Annotated in this window: 13 protein-coding genes; 5 read left to right on the top strand and 8 right to left on the bottom strand. The window is 56.6% G+C overall.

The features are described from left to right. Nucleotides 1-174 precede the first annotated feature (174 nt). A complete protein-coding gene (secA, locus tag VFA76_11210) occupies nt 175-3,168 on the top strand; it encodes a preprotein translocase subunit SecA (GenBank protein ID HZR32405.1) in 2,994 nt (997 codons plus the stop codon). 24 nt (nt 3,169-3,192) lie between these two features. Here the strand turns inward: secA and VFA76_11205 are convergent, their stop codons facing one another. From VFA76_11205 to larC, 6 genes are all read right to left on the bottom strand, one after another. Beyond that, complete coding sequence (locus VFA76_11205; GenBank protein HZR32404.1) at nt 3,193-3,771, bottom strand: class IV adenylate cyclase; 579 nt, start codon at nt 3,769-3,771, stop codon at nt 3,193-3,195. 110 nt (nt 3,772-3,881) lie between these two features. Further along, nucleotides 3,882-4,871, bottom strand: coding sequence for a polyprenyl synthetase family protein (locus tag VFA76_11200; protein HZR32403.1), 990 nt, complete (start codon nt 4,869-4,871; stop codon nt 3,882-3,884). 14 nt (nt 4,872-4,885) lie between these two features. After that, nucleotides 4,886-5,383, bottom strand: coding sequence for a YajQ family cyclic di-GMP-binding protein (locus tag VFA76_11195; GenBank protein HZR32402.1), 498 nt, complete (start codon nt 5,381-5,383; stop codon nt 4,886-4,888). Between the two features lie 51 nt (nt 5,384-5,434). Beyond that, entirely contained in the window at nt 5,435-6,253 is an 819-nt protein-coding gene (locus tag VFA76_11190; protein ID HZR32401.1) for a TatD family hydrolase, read from the bottom strand. 34 nt (nt 6,254-6,287) lie between these two features. Then, nucleotides 6,288-8,378: a methionine--tRNA ligase gene (metG, locus tag VFA76_11185; protein ID HZR32400.1), complete on the bottom strand. Its 2,091-nt coding sequence runs from the start codon at nt 8,376-8,378 to the stop codon at nt 6,288-6,290. Continuing rightward, complete coding sequence (gene larC / locus VFA76_11180; protein ID HZR32399.1) at nt 8,371-9,798, bottom strand: nickel pincer cofactor biosynthesis protein LarC; 1,428 nt, start codon at nt 9,796-9,798, stop codon at nt 8,371-8,373. The genes metG and larC overlap by 8 nt, the downstream gene beginning before the upstream one ends. 74 nt (nt 9,799-9,872) lie before the next feature. On the opposite strand from larC, the gene argS reads away from it, so the two are divergent. Further along, nucleotides 9,873-11,849 carry an arginine--tRNA ligase gene (gene argS, locus VFA76_11175; GenBank protein ID HZR32398.1) on the top strand — a complete coding sequence of 659 codons (1,977 nt, stop codon included), beginning with the start codon at nt 9,873-9,875 and terminating at the stop codon, nt 11,847-11,849. Between the two features lie 23 nt (nt 11,850-11,872). Here the strand turns inward: argS and VFA76_11170 are convergent, their stop codons facing one another. Both VFA76_11170 and smpB read right to left on the bottom strand, forming a co-directional pair. Beyond that, nucleotides 11,873-13,528 (bottom strand): leucyl aminopeptidase, encoded by a 1,656-nt coding sequence (locus VFA76_11170; protein HZR32397.1) that lies wholly within the window; start codon nt 13,526-13,528, stop codon nt 11,873-11,875. 57 nt (nt 13,529-13,585) lie between these two features. After that, on the bottom strand, nt 13,586-14,122 hold the full coding sequence (gene smpB, locus VFA76_11165; protein ID HZR32396.1) for an SsrA-binding protein SmpB: 537 nt from the start codon (nt 14,120-14,122) through the stop codon (nt 13,586-13,588). A gap of 179 nt (nt 14,123-14,301) precedes the next feature. On the opposite strand from smpB, the gene VFA76_11160 reads away from it, so the two are divergent. Genes VFA76_11160 through VFA76_11150 form a run of 3 tightly spaced genes read left to right on the top strand, consistent with a single transcriptional unit; the run spans nt 14,302 to nt 17,599 of the window. After that, nucleotides 14,302-16,629: a cohesin domain-containing protein gene (locus VFA76_11160; GenBank protein ID HZR32395.1), complete on the top strand. Its 2,328-nt coding sequence runs from the start codon at nt 14,302-14,304 to the stop codon at nt 16,627-16,629. Between the two features lie 44 nt (nt 16,630-16,673). Then, nucleotides 16,674-17,198 carry a type II secretion system protein gene (locus VFA76_11155; protein HZR32394.1) on the top strand — a complete coding sequence of 175 codons (525 nt, stop codon included), beginning with the start codon at nt 16,674-16,676 and terminating at the stop codon, nt 17,196-17,198. Then, nucleotides 17,192-17,599 (top strand): prepilin-type N-terminal cleavage/methylation domain-containing protein, encoded by a 408-nt coding sequence (locus tag VFA76_11150; GenBank protein ID HZR32393.1) that lies wholly within the window; start codon nt 17,192-17,194, stop codon nt 17,597-17,599. Before VFA76_11155 ends, VFA76_11150 begins: the two co-directional genes overlap by 7 nt. The last annotated feature ends 44 nt before the right edge of the window (nt 17,600-17,643 follow it).

Genomic DNA, 17,643 nt, shown 5'->3' with positions numbered 1-17,643 from the left:
GCTCTTTTTTTGCTTCGGGGGCTTTCTTTACTTCCGAATCCGGCATTTTTTGCCATTAACTCTACCCCTTTGAACCCGGTACCTTAGCGGGAGTACCCGCATCTAACTGTGTTAGGCTCAATAATTGTGTAGATAGGCGCTTGGTTCGCGCCGCGCCCGTTCAGGAACATACCTTTGATTAACACCTTAGTCGCCAAGGTTTTCGGCACCCGCAATGAGCGGGAGGTCAAGCGCCTGCAGCCTCGAGTGGCTCAGATCAATGCGCTCGAACCAGCTATGCAGGCTTTGAGCGACGAAGAGCTACGCGCCAAGACCGACGAATTCCGCGCCCGCATCCAGGAGCGACTGTCCACCTTTCAGGATGATTCCGAAGGCGACCCTGAGCGGACAAAGCAGCTAGAGAGTGAGCGGAACCAGGCTTTAAAAGATGTACTTGAAGAAATCCTCCCCGAGGCTTTTGCAGTGGCCCGTGAGGCTGGCCGTCGTGTGCTCAATATGCGGCATTTCGACGTGCAGCTTATCGGCGGCATGGTGCTTCACCAGGGCAGAATTGCTGAAATGAAAACCGGTGAAGGAAAGACCTTGGTCGCCACCCTTCCGGTTTACCTTAACGCGCTCACCGGGCGTGGCGTGCACGTGGTCACGGTGAACGACTACCTGGCTAAACGCGACTCCGAATGGATGGGCAAGCTTTACAAATTTCTTGGTTTGACCGTAGGCGTGATTGTCCACGACCTCGACGATGAGGAGCGCCGTGAAGCATACGGCGCTGATGTTACCTACGGCACTAACAATGAATTCGGCTTTGACTACCTTCGCGACAACATGAAGTTCGACCTCAAGGACTGCGTACAACGCGGTCATAATTTTGCAATTGTTGACGAAGTTGACTCTATCCTGATTGACGAGGCCCGCACTCCGCTCATCATCAGCGGGGCGAGCGAGGAATCCACCGACAAGTACTACAAGGTCAACCGCATTCTGCCCAAGCTGGAGAGGGGCGAGGAGATCCAGAAGTCCATCGAAGAAAAAGTCCTCACTGGCGATTACGTGATTGATGAGAAGCACAAGACCATCACCGTCACCGACGAGGGCTGGGAGAAGGTCGAGCAGCTGCTCGGCATCGGCAACATTGCCGACCCTGAAAACTGGGACCTCAAGCACCACGTTGAAACTGCGGTGAAGGCGCACGCTCTCTATCACCGCGATGTTGAGTACGTAGTGAAAGACGGCGAAGTCATCATCGTGGACGAGTTTACCGGGCGTTTGATGCCTGGCCGCCGCTGGTCTGACGGCCTGCACCAGGCGATCGAGGCCAAGGAGAACGTAAAGGTTGAGCGGGAGAATCAAACTCTGGCCACGATCACCTTCCAGAACTACTTCCGCATGTACCAAAAGCTCGCGGGAATGACCGGTACAGCGGAAACCGAAGCTACAGAGTTCGACAAGATCTACAAGCTGGACGTGCTTGTCATTCCAACCAATAAACAACTGTTGCGCCTGGAGAACCCGGACATCGTTTATCGCACCGAGCGGGAGAAATACTTTGCCGCCGCCGATGAGATTCAAAAAATGAACAAGGAAGGCCGCCCAATACTGGTGGGCACCACGTCGATTGAGAAGTCAGAGCGCCTTTCCGACCTGCTAAAAAAGAAGAATGTCAAACACGTAGTGCTCAATGCCAAGTTCCACGAAAAAGAAGCTGAGATCGTAGCTCAGGCAGGCCGTAAAGGCGCGGTGACCATCGCCACCAACATGGCAGGTCGCGGAACTGACATTCTGCTCGGCGGCAATGCCGAGTTCATGGCCAAGCAGGAATGTATGAAAAAGGGCTTGGCGCAGCCGGTAAAGCAGGCAGCCGGCGCGGTTGAAGTTCGACCCGACGATCCCACGACCACATACTTCTATTATTCCGGCAATGAGTTCCGTTGCCCGACGGAGAAATGGACCGAGATTTATTCCAAGTACAAAGCTCAGACCGATGTTGAACACGGTGATGTAGTCGGCCTCGGGGGGCTACACATTCTGGGGACGGAACGGCACGAGGCGCGGCGCATTGATAACCAGCTGCGTGGCCGTGCCGGCCGACAGGGCGATCCCGGTTCCTCACGTTTTTACCTGTCGCTAGAAGATGACCTGATGCGCATCTTTGCCAAGGAGTGGGTCTCAAACCTGCTGCAGCGATTGGGGATGGAAGAGGGCGTGCCCATCGAGTCGCGCCTGATTTCTCGGCGAATCGAGGCTGCACAGAAAGCCGTGGAAGCCCAGAACTTCGAAGCCCGCAAACACCTGCTGGAATACGACGACGTAATGAACAAGCAGCGTGAGGCGGTTTACGGTCTGCGTCATCAATTGCTGGAAGGGCTGGATCAGAAAGAGCTCATTCTCGAAGACTACGTCTCTGGCATTCTCAGCGACTTGATGGACAAGTATGCCGGCAAGGACAAGCATGCCGACCAGTGGGATGTGAAGGCGCTGAAGAACGAAATCTTCACCCGCTTCGGAGTTGACATTATTGCCGAAGGCATCAAGCCGGAGGAGCTGAGCCGGCAGGAAATGGGCGATGCAATCTTCGAGACCTTGAGGCAGCGCTACGAAGCCAAAGAAAAGTTGATCGGCGCTGAAGCCATGCGTTATCACGAGCGCATGATCATGTTGAGCGTGTTGGATTCGCAGTGGAAAGACCACCTGCTCAACATGGACCACCTGAAAGAGGGAATTGGGCTGCGCGGCTACGGGCAGCACGATCCCGTGGTGGAGTACAAGCGCGAATCTTTTGACATGTTTGAAGCCATGATGGCGCGCTACCAGGAAGATACCGTGCGCTACTTGTACCTGATGCAGGTGATGGGTGGCGAGGCCGCCGAGGCGGCACGCGCAGGCGCGCTTCCGGCGATTGAAATCGGCGGGCCCGAAGGCGGCGAACCGGTATTGGTGCCCGGTGGCGGTGACGGTCACCATCCACGGCGACGCGCGACTTCAGTGGATGAATTAGAGGAAGAATTTCAGCGTAAGAAGCGTCGCGAATTGGAACAGGCGCGCATGGCAGGTTCGGGCGAATACCAGCCGGTGCAGCAGGTGGTGCGCGGCGCCAAAATCGGACGCAATGACCCCTGTCCTTGCGGCTCCGGCAAGAAGTACAAGAAGTGCTGCGGCGTGAAGGCCTGAGAACTCAATTTTGAAATCAATAGTCTAGCTGGCAGGAGTGCCGGTGGCAGCGAATGTCATCTCTTCGGCGGGGCTGCGGGTCCGTTTTTTCCAGTCGCGAAAGAGGTCAGCATAGTTCTGGGTAATGTATTGTTCACGGGAGACCCCCAGCTCCTTCGCTGTTCTTTCAATCCAGTCGGGCTCGCCTTCGATCTCCGCTAAGTTGCCAATGGGAGTCTGGTCTATAACCACATGGCCACGACCGTCGCTCCATTCCGCCCGAAACTTCTCATAACGGAAACCCGGTTTTAAACCGAGCGCGAGCAGAATGGCATGCAGGTTCTCGCCATCGGCAACCCTAGTTTCTGTTTCGATTCGGCTCTTGTGAATTCCGCGTTGTCCGGGGGCTTTATGGGTCAGCGTCCACGTGGGACCGTACTGGCGCAACCGTAACAGCTCACCTCTTCTGCGTAACTGTTGGTCGGGAAAATCGTAGAGCGTGTTCAATTCGTGAGTGCGCGGGGTTTCGACGTGAAAACCGGCAGAGCGCAGCTTTCCCTCGAGGGTGGGAATATCGGGAACCACAAATTTTATTTCGACTTCGCTTTGGGGTAGTGAGGTCAAAGGCTTTTAACGCAGGGTACGCAGAGACTCCCGATTGTTAGCCGTAAAGAATTTGAGATTTTCGGCAGCTCCTGCGCGCTAGATTCTTTGCGAACTCTGCGTTTAGATTTCTACTTCTCTCGGGCGACCACGAACTCCGGCGCCCACAATAAGGCGCGCTTAATTTCCGAATCGGGGAATGTGCAAATCGCAGTGCGCGCCGCTTCGGCATAGTGCTGGGCACGGGCGCTGGCGGCTTCGAGCGAGCCGTACAGGCTCAAGATCTGGAGGATGTCGCCATGGCTGACACTCTGGAAAGCTCGCTCAGCGAGCACTTGCTCGATTTTCTCCCGTTCGGCAGGCGTACAGCGCTCGAGCGCGTGAATGACCGGCATGGTGACCTTGCCCTCGCGCAGATCGCTGGCCACAGGCTTGCCCAGCACGTCTTCTGACGCCGTCAGATCGAGCACATCGTCCACGATTTGGAATGCCATTCCCAGGTTGCGGCCATAATCCGCGAGTCGTTGCTCCTGCTCCGCGGTCACGCCGCCCAGAATTCCGCCTAATCGCATGCAGACGGAAAACAAACACGCTGTTTTGCGGTAGATGAGGTCAAAATGCTCATCCAGACTGATGCAACGTCCGAGCTTTTCCATCTGCATGAGCTCGCCTTCGACCATTTGTTGGGTGAGCTCAATCAGAGTGTCGAGAATGCGGAAATTGCGTTCTTCCACGGCGATCTTGAACGCCTGCATGTATAGCCAATCGCCGGCCAGCACGCACCTGGAATTTCCCCACTGGGTGTTGGCGGCCGGCCGTCCGCGGCGGGTTTGCGCCTCATCAATGATGTCGTCGTGCACCAGGGTGGCGGTATGAATGATCTCGACCACGGTGCCCAGCCGGATAGCGCCCCGCCCGTTATAACCGCAGAGTTTTGCTGAAAGAATGAGCAGTGCCGGCCGCAGCCGCTTGCCGCCTCCAGCTCGAAGATGCTCACCAATCTCGGTGATGGCCCCGACACTGGAAACCGTGTCGCGCCCAAATTCTCGCTCAATGGCGACAAGATCGTCCCGCACCAGATCGAATACCGACTGCGGCGTGATGGGGACCGTTGTGACCACGTTCAGTTGGGCTGTCAGTTGGTACGGTAATTCACAAACTGCATGTCAATGCCGAAATCATTGCCGCGCAACAATGCAATCACCGACTGTAGCGTATCGCGGTCTTTACTACTGACCCGCACCAGGTCGGCTTGGATCGCGGCCTGCACCTTGTGCTTGGAATTCTTGATCACTTTCACAATCTCGCGAGCTTTCTCGATGGGAATACCTTGTTGCAAGGAAATGCGTTGGCGCACCGTTGACGCGGCGGCAGGCTCAATTGCGCCGTAGACCAGACCCTTCAAAGGTACACCCCGCTTGACGAGGCGTTGCTGAAACACGTCATTCACTGCCTTGAGTTTGTACTCGTCCTGGGAGGTCAGGATGATGGCGTCCTTGCCTTCGAGTGCGATATTAGATTTCGAGTCCTTGAGGTCGAAGCGGGTATGAATCTCTTTTAACGCCTGCTGGATGGCATTCGAGACCTCCTGCAGGTCAATTTTGCTAACGATATCGAATGAATTCTCAGGCATACGCTTATTGGGTGCGGCCGCGCAACCTATGAGTATACGGCACGCGGGCGTTCAAACCGACTTACTTGAATTAGAGTTCTGCAGCTTGAAAAAGTCGAAGAAATTGCGGCTGGTCTGCTCCCCTATCTGCTCAGGCGAAAGCCCTCGGAGCTCTGCAATCTTGCGGGCAACATCCACCACAAAGGCGGGCTCGTTTCGCTTCCCGCGATGAGGAACGGGGGCGAGGAAAGGCGAATCAGTCTCAATGAACATGCGGTCGAGCGGAACTTCACGAGCCGCTTCGCGAATATTCTCTGCTTTGGGAAAGGTGACATTCCCCGCAAAAGAAATGACAAAGCCGAGATCAAGCGCGGCCCTGGCGTGCTCGATGATCCCAGTGAAGCAATGCAAAACTCCGCCCAGCGCGGTCTTGCCCCAGTGCTGGCGCAGAAGTGCCAGGCAATCCTGCCACGCGTCGTTGCTGTTCGCAGAAGGCCGGCAGTGGATCACGATCGGCAGCCGCGCCTGGCCCGCCAATTCCATTTGGCGGACGAATACTTGTTGCTGGACATCGCGCGGCGAGTGATCGTAAAAGTAGTCCAGGCCGATTTCCCCCCACGCAATCACCCGCGGATTTTTGGCCAGAGTTGCCAACTCCGCAAAATCAGCATCGGTCGCCAATTTGGCTTCGTGAGGATGAATACCGATGGTGGCATATACCCAATCGTACTTCTCGGCTAGCTCGACTCCGCATGCGAGGGAGCCGGGCCCGGTGCCGCTGCCGATGGCGACGATGTTTTCCACTCCCGCGGCCCGTGCACGCTCGAGCACCGATTGGCGATCGGCATTGAACTGCTCCATTTCAAGGTGGGCATGGGAGTCAACGAACATGAGCGAGGGAGTATCTCCGAAAGAAGAATGGGAATTACTTAAGCCGCGCGCCGATGGGGACATCTTCCAGGAAGCCCGCCAGCACAGGGGTGCCTTTTTCGCCGAATGAAGCGGCGACGATCATGCCGTTGGATTCAAGCCCCCGCAGTTTGCGAGGCGCAAGATTGGCGACGATTACAACCTTGCGACCGATGAGCGATTCCGGAGCATAGGCTTCGGCAATGCCGGCCACCACCTGCCGCACCTCGCTGCCGATGTCCACTTCCAGGCGCAGCAGTTTGTCGGCGCCTTTTACCTTTTCCGCGACCTTTACTTGTCCGACACGCAATTCAATCTTTGCAAAATCGTCGATGCTGATCTTCCCATTCAGCGAAGCCGACTGCGCGGCCGCTGCAGAAGGACCAGCGACAGCCTGGGTTGCGGGTTGTCCTGCCTGCGCACCGGTTCCAGCCGGAGAATTCCTGCCGGCAACTGCGGCTGCGGGTTGCGATTGCCCGCTCGCGACTGTTTCCGCGGATTCTTTCGCTGCAGCAGGGCGGCGTTCTTCTTCCATGTTCTTCATTCTCTCCACTGAGCTCTTGTCCGCTCGCGGGAATACTCCCTCTACTTTGCCCACTTTAGTCGCCAGCGGAAGCTGTCCCCACTTCAGGCTGGAAAGGTCAAACTTGCTGATATTTCCCAGCCCCAGTTGGGCCCAAATGCGCGCCGTCGCTTGAGGAATCATCGGGTGTGCGAGGGCGGTGACGATGCGCAACGCTTCCGCACTGGTATAAAGCACCGTGGCCAATCGCGACAGGCTGGCGTCGTCCTGCTTCTCGCCGAGCGTCCAAGGCTCGTTCTCGACGATATATTTGTTGACGGCAGCAACCAGCGTCCACGCGCTCTCCAGCGCTCGAGAGAATTCATAGCGTTCAAAATGAGAGCTGAACTCGGCAATGGCTTTGCGGGCCACATCCGCTATTGCGTCATCTGCGGGAACTCGGGTTGCGCTCGCGGAGGGATAGGGAACTTCACCGCGAAAATATCGCGTGATCATGGTCAGTGTGCGACTGGCCAGGTTCCCGAGATCGTTTGCCAAGTCGGAGTTATAACGCTGCACCAAAGCGTCGAAAGAGAACGAACCGTCCTGTCCGAAGACGATCTCCCGCAATAGAAAGTAGCGCAGCGCGTCTGCTCCCAGCACATCAATAATGGTTTCCGCGCGCACCACATTGCCGCGCGACTTGGACATCTTGTCCTCCTCGAACAGCAGCCATCCGTGGGCAACGATAGATTTCGGGAGCTCCAATCCTGCCGCCATCAGAAATGCCGGCCAATACACGCAGTGAAAGCGGACAATCTCCTTGCCGATCATGTGCACGTCGGCGGGCCAGTAATGCTGAAAGCGCTGCTGGTCGGCCTTGTCCGGCGAACCGAATCCTATAGCTGTGCAGTAATTACTGAGAGCATCCAGCCAGACATAAATTACGTGGCCGGGATCGTCGGGCACGGGGACGCCCCAACGAAAAGTGCTGCGAGTGACCGAAAGATCGCGCAGTCCCGAGCGCACAAATGAAATTACTTCATTGCGGCGCGTCTCCGGACAGATAAACCCCGGTTGATCGTGATACAGCTGCAACAGTCGGTTCTGGAATGCCGACAGTTTAAAGAAATAGTTTTCTTCGCTCACCGTCTCGGTTGGACGCCCACACTCGGGACAGGGCGCGCCGGGGCCAGCAGCATCTACGTACAATTCGTCAAAAACGCAATACTGGCCGGTGTACTTTCCCTTGTAGATGTAACCGTTGTCGCGAAGCCGGCGGAACATTTCCTGCACGCCCCGCTTGTGTTCGGGATCGGTGGTGCGGATAAATTTGTCGTACGTCAGGCCCAGCTTGTCCCAAAGCTGGCGGAAAGAAGAAGAGATCTCATCGGCCCACTTTTGCGCCGGTTTACCGGCCGCCTGCGCGGCGCGTTCCACATGCACCCCGTGTTCGTCGGTCCCGGTTAGAAAAAACGTGTCCACTCCAAGCATCCGCTGGCGGCGCGCTAAGGCATCGCACACGATGGTGGTGTACGCGTGCCCAATGTGTGGCTGCGCATTGACGTAGTAGATCGGTGTGGTGATGTAGAACTTCTTATCCATGCTGCTCGTTGTGCGATGTTCCCAAATAGATGCGGATCGCCTCTTGCATGACGCTCTTTAACGGAAGATGTTGTTGCGCGGCGATGTGCCGGCAATCCTCATATTCCGGCGAATAATTGGTGACCGTGCCGTTCAGACTGCCGATCTTCATCCGCACTTTGCCCCACTGCGTCTGCACGTCCACCCAGCGGCGATTAAGCGCTTGTCGCCGTTCGTCACGGCGACGGACGCCAAGCGTGGTGGTTTCGTCAAAGATCAGGCGCGCCAGTCGGTCGGCGTCCTGCGGGCGTGCCAGGAGGGTCAGCAGCATGCCGGGACGGTTTTTCTTCATCAGCAGGGGCGTGCCGAACGCCTCCAGAGCGCCCTCCGCAAGCGCACGATCAATGACGTAGCCGAAGACCTGCGGATTTAAGTCGTCGAGGTTGGCCTCAAGCACGGTAATGGTCTCCTCGATCAAATGGGCGCCAGCTTGGGTAGCTTCAACCCCAGCGCCGGGCTGCGCCTCTCCAATCGTGATCCGCATCACGTTGGGATAGCCGGAAAAATCGCGTGTACCCGCACCATAGCCTGTCTTTTCGATTTTCATGGCAGGAACTGTGCCAAATCGCCGTACCAGAGTCTTCGCAATCGCAGCGCCCGTAGGCGTCACCAGTTCTGCCTGGGGACCGGATGAATAAACTGGAGCGCCTTTCAGCAATTCAATGGTCGCGGGAGCAGGAATTGGCAGTGTGCCGTGAGCACAAACCACCGTGCCGCTGCCAACGTTGAGGGGCGAGCATACCCATTCATCAACATTCAACGACTCTGCGCCCACCGCGGCGCACACAATATCAACCATCGCGTCCACTGCGCCTACTTCATGGAAGTGCACAGTCTCGATCGGAACATTGTGGATCTTAGCTTCAGCGGCGCCCAGATTCTCGAAGATGGCGATTGCAGTAGCTTTGGCAGTTTCGCTGATCCTGGAACGCTGGATGATCTCTCGAATCTCGTTTAATCCTCGACCATGGATGTGCTCGTCATGTTGGTGATGCCTCGCGTGCGAATGTTCATGACCGTGCCCGACATGATCCTGGTGTCCTTGGTCGTGAGAATGATCGTGAGTGTGTTCAGGACTGTGCTGGTGAGCGTGTTGATCCCGCTGCTTGATGTACTCCTCGCGGGGCAGGTCTTTCTCCCCATGGGAGTAAACATCCACCTTGGTTGCGCTGATCCCGCTGCGATGCACCCGCGAAATCTCGAGGCGGGCGCCAATATTCAATTCTGCGACCGTCTCTTCTAGCAACTCCGGACGAACTCCTGCGTCGAGTAGGGCGCCAAGAAACATGTCGCCGCTGATCCCAGAGAAGCAATCAAGGTAGGCAATGCGCATAGTTGACGCGAAAGCGGGCGCTAGAACTTTCATGATAGGGAAGGGCATGAATCGCGTCAAACCGGGACCGGACACGGCCTTTGTTATAATCACTGTTTCTTCAACAGCTTACAAGGATTTCCGTGTACCGCTCCCTGCAACTTCGGCTGGTAAACCAAGTGCGTGCCTTTCTGCGCCGACAGTACGATCTGGACGTCCCTAATATCGTTGTCGAGCAGCCGCCACGAGTCGAACTGGGGGAGTACGCGCTTCCTTTAGCCTTCGAGTTGGCCAAGAAGCTGCGCCGTCCGCCGCGCAAAATCGCGGAAGAGATTGTTGCCAACATAGGACCAATCGATGGCTTCGAGAAGCTGGAAGTTGCTGGCGCGGGCTACATCAACGCTCGTGTGAAGCGTGACGAACTGGCCCGCGCGATGGCGGAGGGGCGTCGTCCGCAAACCGAACCCGAAGCCGGCAAAATTCTGGTTGAGCACACCAGCATCAACCCCAATAAGGCGGCGCATATCGGGCATCTGCGCAACGCCATCCTGGGAGACACCTTTGTTCGCTTGCTGCGCTCGGCCAGGCGTGAAGTGGATGTTCAGAACTACATTGATAACACTGGGGTGCAGGTGGCCGATGTGGTCGTGGGATTTGTGGAGCTGGAAAAGAAGAGCAAAGCCGAAATAGAAGCTCTGATTCGAACTCCAAGGCCCCGCTTTGACTACTACTGCTGGGACTTGTATGCGCGAGTCTCGCAGTGGTACGAGCAAGACAAGAAGAACCTCGAAGCACGCTCCCGAACGTTGCACGAAATCGAAAAGGGCGGAGAACTCGCCCAAATTGCCGACCTGATCTCGACCGCAATTCTGCGCATTCACCTGCAGACTATGGAGCGGCTGGAGGTCGAGTACGACTTTCTGCCGCGAGAGAGCGAGATTCTCCATTTGCATTTCTGGGATGCCGCCTTCCAACAGTTAAAAGAAAAAGGCGTGCTCTATTTGGAAACTCGAGGCAAAAACGCAGGTTGTTGGGTGATGCGGCGGGTGAACACGCAAGCGGCTACGGGCACAGAGGGCGCCCAGGCCGAGGTGGCGGAAGAAGATCAGAAGGTGATCGTCCGCTCCAATGGCACCGTCGGGTATGTTGGCAAAGATATCGCCTATCACTTGTGGAAGTTTGGCCTCCTCGGCAAGGATTTTGGATACCAGCGCTTCTTCCGCTACCCCAATGGTCACGAATGCTGGATCTCAACTGACCCGAAATACGGGAGTCCTGACCATCCTCATTTCGGCGGTGTACGCGCCATCTACAACGTGATTGACGCGAGACAAGCTGAAGCGCAGAACACCGTCATCGAAGCGCTACGCGCGCTGGGTTACGCGGAACAGGCAGACCACTATACCCATTTCTCTTACGAGATGGTGGCGCTCACCCCGCGTTGTGCCGCCGAATTGGGGTATCAGCTTTCCGAGGACGAATGGGGCAAGGCCTACATCGAAGTTTCTGGCCGGCGCGGCTTTGGGGTCAAAGCCGACGACCTGATTGATGCGCTAATCGCATCTGCGCAGCGCGAAGTGGGCCCACGGCATCCTGAGCTCAGTGAGAGCGAACGTGCCAATATTGCAAAACAGATTGCTCTCGGCGCTTTGCGCTATTTCATGCTTAAGTTCACCAAGAATTCGGTGATTGCATTCGATTTTAAGGACGCGCTCAGCTTCGAAGGCGACACCGGGCCTTATGCACAATACGCGGTGGTACGGGCGACCAATATTTTTCGCAAAGGAGAAGTAGATCCCGAGACCCTCGATAGCGGCGGCATTGACTTCAGCAAATTTCTTGAAGGTGAAGCGGGAAACGAAATCTGGGAGTTGTGGCTGGCAGCCTCGAAAACCTCATTCGTGGTAGACCAGTGCATCGCCACCACAGAACCGGCCTACGCCGCCAAACACGCCTTTCAACTGGCGCAGATGTTCAATAATTTCTATCACCGGCACCGCATTATCGCCGAACCCGACCAAGAGCGCAGAAAATTCCTGTTTGCCACGGCGGCAGTTGTGCGGCGCGAACTGATCCGCGTACTGGAGGTCATGGGAATCGGCGTGCCGCCGGTCATGTAGCGGGACGGTGTATCGGTTCCGGCCTATAATCCCGCGCCGCTGTCCGATCTCTTCTGGGCCGCCTGGGTTCCGATGCCTCGGCTGCCTTGTCCGCCGGCGGAGCCAGCCTGGCCGGCACCATCTTTGGCAAGGTCCTTTACGAACTCGACCAGCGAGCGTACTGCGATGCCCGAAGGTCCTTTCGCGATCCAGGCCTTGTTCTCTTCCATCCAGGCCGTGCCCGCAATGTCGAGGTGAAGCCAGGGTGTTTCTTCGGCAAATTCCTTCAGGAACATGGCTGCGGTGACGGCTCCCCCGTAACGCCCTCCAGTGTTCATCATGTCCGCGATATTGGAGCGGATCATCTCTTTGTATTCTTCGTCGAGGGGCATGCGCCACATCTTTTCACCCGAGCGCTGGAGAGCGCGACTGAAGCGCTCGAAGATCTCTTCGTTGTTGGTGAAGATGCCGGCGTTGACCATGCCCAGTGCCACCACTACCGCGCCGGTGAGCGTGGCGGCGTCAATCAGGTGAGTGCAGCCGAGCTGGCGAGCATAGTGAAGTCCGTCGGCGAGGACCAGGCGGCCCTCGGCGTCCGTGTTGATGATCTCTATGGATTTGCCAGACATCGCGATCTGCACATCACCCGGCTTTTGGGCGTGCCCGGAGGGCATGTTCTCGGTGGCACAAACAATCCCGATAACACGCACTTTGGGCTTGAGCAGCGCAATGGCTCGCATGGCGCCGATCATGGCCGCGCCGCCAGCCATGTCGTACTTCATCTTCTCCATGCCATCGCTCGGCTTGATCGAAATGCCGCCGCTGTCGAAGGTGATGCCTTTGCCTACCAGACCAAGCACCGGTTTGTCCGGTGCATCTTTGGGCTCGTAACGAATCACGATCAAGGCGGGCGGCTCGTCCGATCCCTGGGCCACGCTCCAGAATGCCCCCATCTTCAATTCTTTGATCTTGTCGGCGCCGTAGGTTTCTACGCGCAGATTGTCGGAACGCGGAGCGATCTCTTCCACCATCTTGCGAGCGCGTTGTGCGAGGACAGTCGGCGTGAGGCGGTTGCCGGGTTCATTCACTAGTTCGCGGGTGAAATTCTGCGATTCGCCGATGATGCGAGCTTCTTCCATGGCCGCCCGCAATTTGGCTTCATCCTTTTTCTCGCGGACGACCACGGTCAATGCTTCGATGCGCTGGTCTTTGCGGTCACTCTTGTACGTGTCGGGATCGAAGTTGCCGACGAATGCGCCTTCAATGGTGGACTTGACTGCATCCGGCGCGTCGCCACGCTCAAAAACGTACGTGCTCTGTGAAGCGGGATTGGCTGGACCCGACCAACTCTCGGGTGCAACGAAAGCGAAGCTTCGAATTCCTTTGGGTTTAAGAAAGCGTACGGCTGTGCCGGCGAGTTTGCGAAGCTCGTATCCGGTGAAATTGTCAGCCTTGCCGCCGCCAATCAACAGCAAACGCTTTGCTTTTAAGCCAGCGGGGCGGTGCAACATCACGGTTTCAAAGATTTTGGCGGTTACTTCACCGCTAGAGATAAGGTCAGCTGCAGCAGAGCGCACAGCGGCGTCGCTGATATCGAGCGCGGTTTCGTTCTTCTCTTTTTGTCCGCGATCAAGGACGGTGACGACGAGGCATTCAGTTTCAATCTGACTCGGAGTGGCGAACGAGAGGTCGGTCTTCATAGTTGGTGCTTCTACAGTAAAAGATGGAGGGACGGTTTGTCATCCACGGCGGCGGGCTTAACGGGCGTTGTGCTTCCTTCCACGGGCGACGGCCTCGCGAGCTTCGCGATCGGCGGTGCGGCGACGCTCGGTTTCCCTTTTGTCCCACAGCTGCTTGCCCTTGGCCAGGGCCAGCTCAACCTTGACCCGCCCATTTTTGAAGTACATGCGGGTCGGAATCAGCGTCAGGCCGCGCTGTTGGGTCTTGCCGATAAGCTTCCGCAATTCATCGCCGTGAACCAGCAGCTTGCGAGTCCGAAGAGGCTCGTGGTTAAAGATGTTACCGTGCTCGTAAGGCCCGATATGGGCATTCAAGAGCCAGAGTTCGCCATCTTTAATTAGGCCGTAAGAATCCTTGAGGTTGGCGTGCCCCGCGCGGACCGATTTGACCTCGGTCCCGGTGAGCACGATGCCAGCCTCGAACTTGTCCGTAAGAAAGTAGTTGTGGGAGGCAGCACGGTTGACTGAGGCGTCGCGTTGGCCGGCAGCAGTGGGGTCGCGCCGGGGGTGTTTCTCACTTCCAGGACGAACCGTATGTGCAGGCTGGCGAGGCATTTAACCGGATAAGGCAGCGCTTGAGAGACTAAAATGTACCATACAGTAACCAGCGGATTCGGCCGCTCCCGATGCTATAATTTTTGCTCCTCATGCAATTTTCGCCTTCTCAGCCGATCAAACAAGGAGCAGCGTTTCAGTCTGCGGGCGAAGTCCTGCTCGGCAACGCCAAGTCTCTAATGGCCAGGTCGATCCAAACCTTCGGAGTACTATGCCTCTTAATCGCCGTCTCTGTTCCGGCATTGGCGGACCAGGCGAAGTCCTTTTATAACAAGGGCAAAGACGCTGAAGCCCGGCAGAACTATGAGCTTGCCTACGAAAACTATAAGCACGCCTACGATTTGAGGCCGAAAGAGGTACGCTATCGCGCGGCTTACGAACGCACCCGTTTCCTCGCAGCGGCCTCCAAAGTACATCGCGGACAACTACTACGCGAGGCCGGCAAGTTACAGGAAGCGCTGGCGGAGTTCGAGGCTGCGGCGGCAATAGATACGTCCAGCTTCATCGCTCAGCAAGAGGCCGCACGCACCCGCCAATTAATGCAGCAGGTAGAGGCACCGCCCAAGCCGCAAGCTGCCGCACCGGGCCCACTGAGAAAGATGTTGGATCAGGCAGGCGGCCCGGTCGAACTTGCCCCCATTTCCAATGTTCCCATCACCCTGAAGCTTACGGAAGACACAAAGACGATTTATGAGACGGTGGGCAAGCTGGCAGGGATCAATGTGCTCTTCGATCCCGACTACACCTCGCGCCGGATCAGGGTCGAGTTGAATGGAGTTACCCTGCAACAGGCCCTGGAAATTATCGCCTTGCAATCTAAAACCTTCTGGCGGCCGGTGACTCCGAACACCATCTTTGTTGCCGCAGACAATCCAGCCAAGCGCAAAGAATTAGAGCAGAGCGTCATCAAGACTTTTTATTTGTCCAATTTGTCCGCCCCTACGGAATTGCAGGACGTGGTCAACGCGATGCGCACTATCCTGGAGGTCAGTCGCATCCAGCAGTTGCCCTCACAGAACGCCATCGTCGTGCGGGGCACACCGGACCAGCTGGCGCTGGCTGAAAAGCTAATAGGGGACATTGATAAGTCCAAGCCGGAAGTAGTGGTGGATGTCGTGGTGATGCAGGTCACGCGGCAAAAAATGCGCACCCTCGGAATTAATCCTCCCACCACCGGTACGGTCACGCTGCAAAGCAATGTGAACCCTGCCAGCGGCAGCGGTAGTGGTTCGGGGGCCGGCAGCGGCAGCAACGCCAGTTCTTCAGGGAGCATAAACCTCAATCGCATAGGCAACCTGACTGCCACCGACTTTCAGGTAAACATCGGGCAAGCCACGGCGACGGCATTGTTTTCAGACAGCGACTCGAAACTTATTCAAAATCCACAGATTCGGGCAATTGATGGGCAAAAAGCCAGTTTGAAGATTGGCCAGCGCGTGCCGGTGGCGACGGGTTCGTTTCAGCCCGGTATTGGCGGTGTAGGCATAAACCCGCTGGTGAATACGCAGTTTCAATATCTCGATGTCGGCGTGAACGTTGATATCACGCCGCATATCCATGGCGACCGGTCGGTCACTTTGAAAGTTGGAATGGATATCTCGGAAGTGGACTCGACGACGAACATCGGCGGCATCAACCAGCCGGTAATCGGACAACGCAAGATCGAGCACGAGATCAGGCTCAAAGAGGGAGAAGTCAACATCCTGGGTGGCATCCTGGAACACCAGGACACAAAAGCGTTGACCGGCTATCCGTGGCTGGCGCAAGTTCCAATTCTAAAATACCTGTTTTCGCAAACTACTCAGGATCGGCGTGATAGCGAAATCGTTTTTGTGCTGATACCGCACGTGGTCCGTGGCCAGGTAGTGGATGAGATGAATCAGCGCGTGTTGGATGTGGGCACGGCGAACTCAATTGATCTACGGCGAGCCAGCGAAGCGGCTCCTAACGTAAATCAGCCGGCAGCGCCAGTGCAATCCACGTCACCATCTTCCGCAGCACCCGCGCCTTCCCAACCGCCAGCTGTTACTCAGCCGGGGGCACCGGCCCAGCCACAGGCTGCCGCCGCTGAACCATTCGTGACGCCTGGTTCGGCAGTGGCTCTCAGCTTCGACCCAGAGAACGTCACTCCGGCGGTAGGTTCTACCTTTGCAGTGAACGTAAATTTGAAGGGTGGGCAAAACATCTATTCGGTTCCGGTGCAAATTGCCTACAACCCGAATTCCCTGCAAGTACTGAACGTCTCTAATGGACGCCTTCTGTCGCGCGATGGCCAGGCGGTGGCGCTGGTGCACCGGGATGATCCTGCCACCGGGATTCTTCAGGTTACCGCGACGCGTCCTCCCAATACGGGAGGAGTCTCGGGCGACGGAGATGTATTTACGATTACGTTCCTGGCCAAGGCCGCAGGCAGCTCTACCCTCAGCATCACGCGGGACGGTTTACGCGATGCCGCCATGCAGCCGATCCAGGCGAGTGGCTCAAAGGCCGCGATCAACGTGCAGTAGCGCCTTGGGACCGCAGATCCGAGTAAAATGTTGTGTATAAGTTCATGATTAAAGAAGTTCGCCTGGTGGGCGTTAGCCGTCTACCAGTGCACTCTAAATATCCTCCATTGGAAAACGTGCGGTTGCGCAGGTCGAGGGGCTTCACGCTCGTCGAGTTGATTGTCACCATGTCAATCCTCGCGATCCTCACCGGGCTGGCGGTTCCGTTAGTCCGGGTGAAAATCCAGCGCGAACGGGAGCGCGAACTGCGCCGAGATCTCTGGGAATTACGCGATGCCATTGACCGCTATAAGGACGCGGCTGACCGCGCGGCATTTCAAATCAAAGTGGGAAGTGAAGGTTATCCGCCCGATTTGGAGACCCTGGTGAATGGGGTGGACGTGGGAGGCAAGAAAGTGCGTTTCTTGCGGCGCATCCCCGTGGACCCGATGACCGGTAAAAACGAGTGGGGTTTGCGCTCGATGCAGGACGACCCTACTTCTGACTCCTGGGGCGGGCAGAACGTGTTTGATGTTTTCACGAAATCGCCGGGAACAGCACTGGACGGGACAAAGTATTCAGAATGGTGAGCGGGAAACCCAAATCGCGCAGCGGCGGCTTCACCCTCATCGAGTTGATGATGGTGATCAGCATCCTGCTGATTCTGTATTCGATTGCGACGCCGATTTACAAGACCTCAATTCTGCGCGCGCGGGAGACGGTGCTGAAAGACGACCTGTTCCAGCTGCGCAGCCTGATTTCACAGTACACCTTGGACAAACAAAAGGCACCGCAGTCTTTGGAAGACCTGATCTCAGCAGGTTATTTGAAGTCCATTCCTAAAGACCCCTTCACTGCGTCCACAGAAACATGGACAACTGATCAAGAAGACACGCTGCTCAGCGTGGACCAGCAGCAGCCCGGCATCATTGATGTGCATAGCGGATCAAATCAGGTGAGCTCCGAAGGCACACCCTATAGTTCGTGGTGAAGATTCGCAGGCCCGAACCCCGAATTGCGCCACTTGGTAGAACC

This window comes from Terriglobales bacterium, from assembly GCA_035651655.1.
Lineage (GTDB): Bacteria > Acidobacteriota > Terriglobia > Terriglobales > Acidobacteriaceae > DASRFG01.
The sequence above is the reverse complement of the archived record's forward strand: the minus strand, read 5'-3'. Positions and strand labels throughout refer to the sequence as shown.

Coding starts and splice junctions, on each gene's coding strand:
- VFA76_11195 (HZR32402.1), bottom strand. CDS start 5,383: ATGCCTGAGAATTCATTCGATATCGTTAGCAAAATTGACCTGCAGGAG.
- VFA76_11190 (HZR32401.1), bottom strand. CDS start 6,253: ATGTTCGTTGACTCCCATGCCCACCTTGAAATGGAGCAGTTCAATGCC.
- metG (HZR32400.1), bottom strand. CDS start 8,378: ATGGATAAGAAGTTCTACATCACCACACCGATCTACTACGTCAATGCG.
- larC (HZR32399.1), bottom strand. CDS start 9,798: ATGCCCTTCCCTATCATGAAAGTTCTAGCGCCCGCTTTCGCGTCAACT.
- VFA76_11170 (HZR32397.1), bottom strand. CDS start 13,528: ATGAAGACCGACCTCTCGTTCGCCACTCCGAGTCAGATTGAAACTGAA.
- smpB (HZR32396.1), bottom strand. CDS start 14,122: ATGCCTCGCCAGCCTGCACATACGGTTCGTCCTGGAAGTGAGAAACAC.
- VFA76_11160 (HZR32395.1), top strand. CDS start 14,302: ATGGCCAGGTCGATCCAAACCTTCGGAGTACTATGCCTCTTAATCGCC.
- VFA76_11155 (HZR32394.1), top strand. CDS start 16,674: ATGATTAAAGAAGTTCGCCTGGTGGGCGTTAGCCGTCTACCAGTGCAC.
- VFA76_11150 (HZR32393.1), top strand. CDS start 17,192: ATGGTGAGCGGGAAACCCAAATCGCGCAGCGGCGGCTTCACCCTCATC.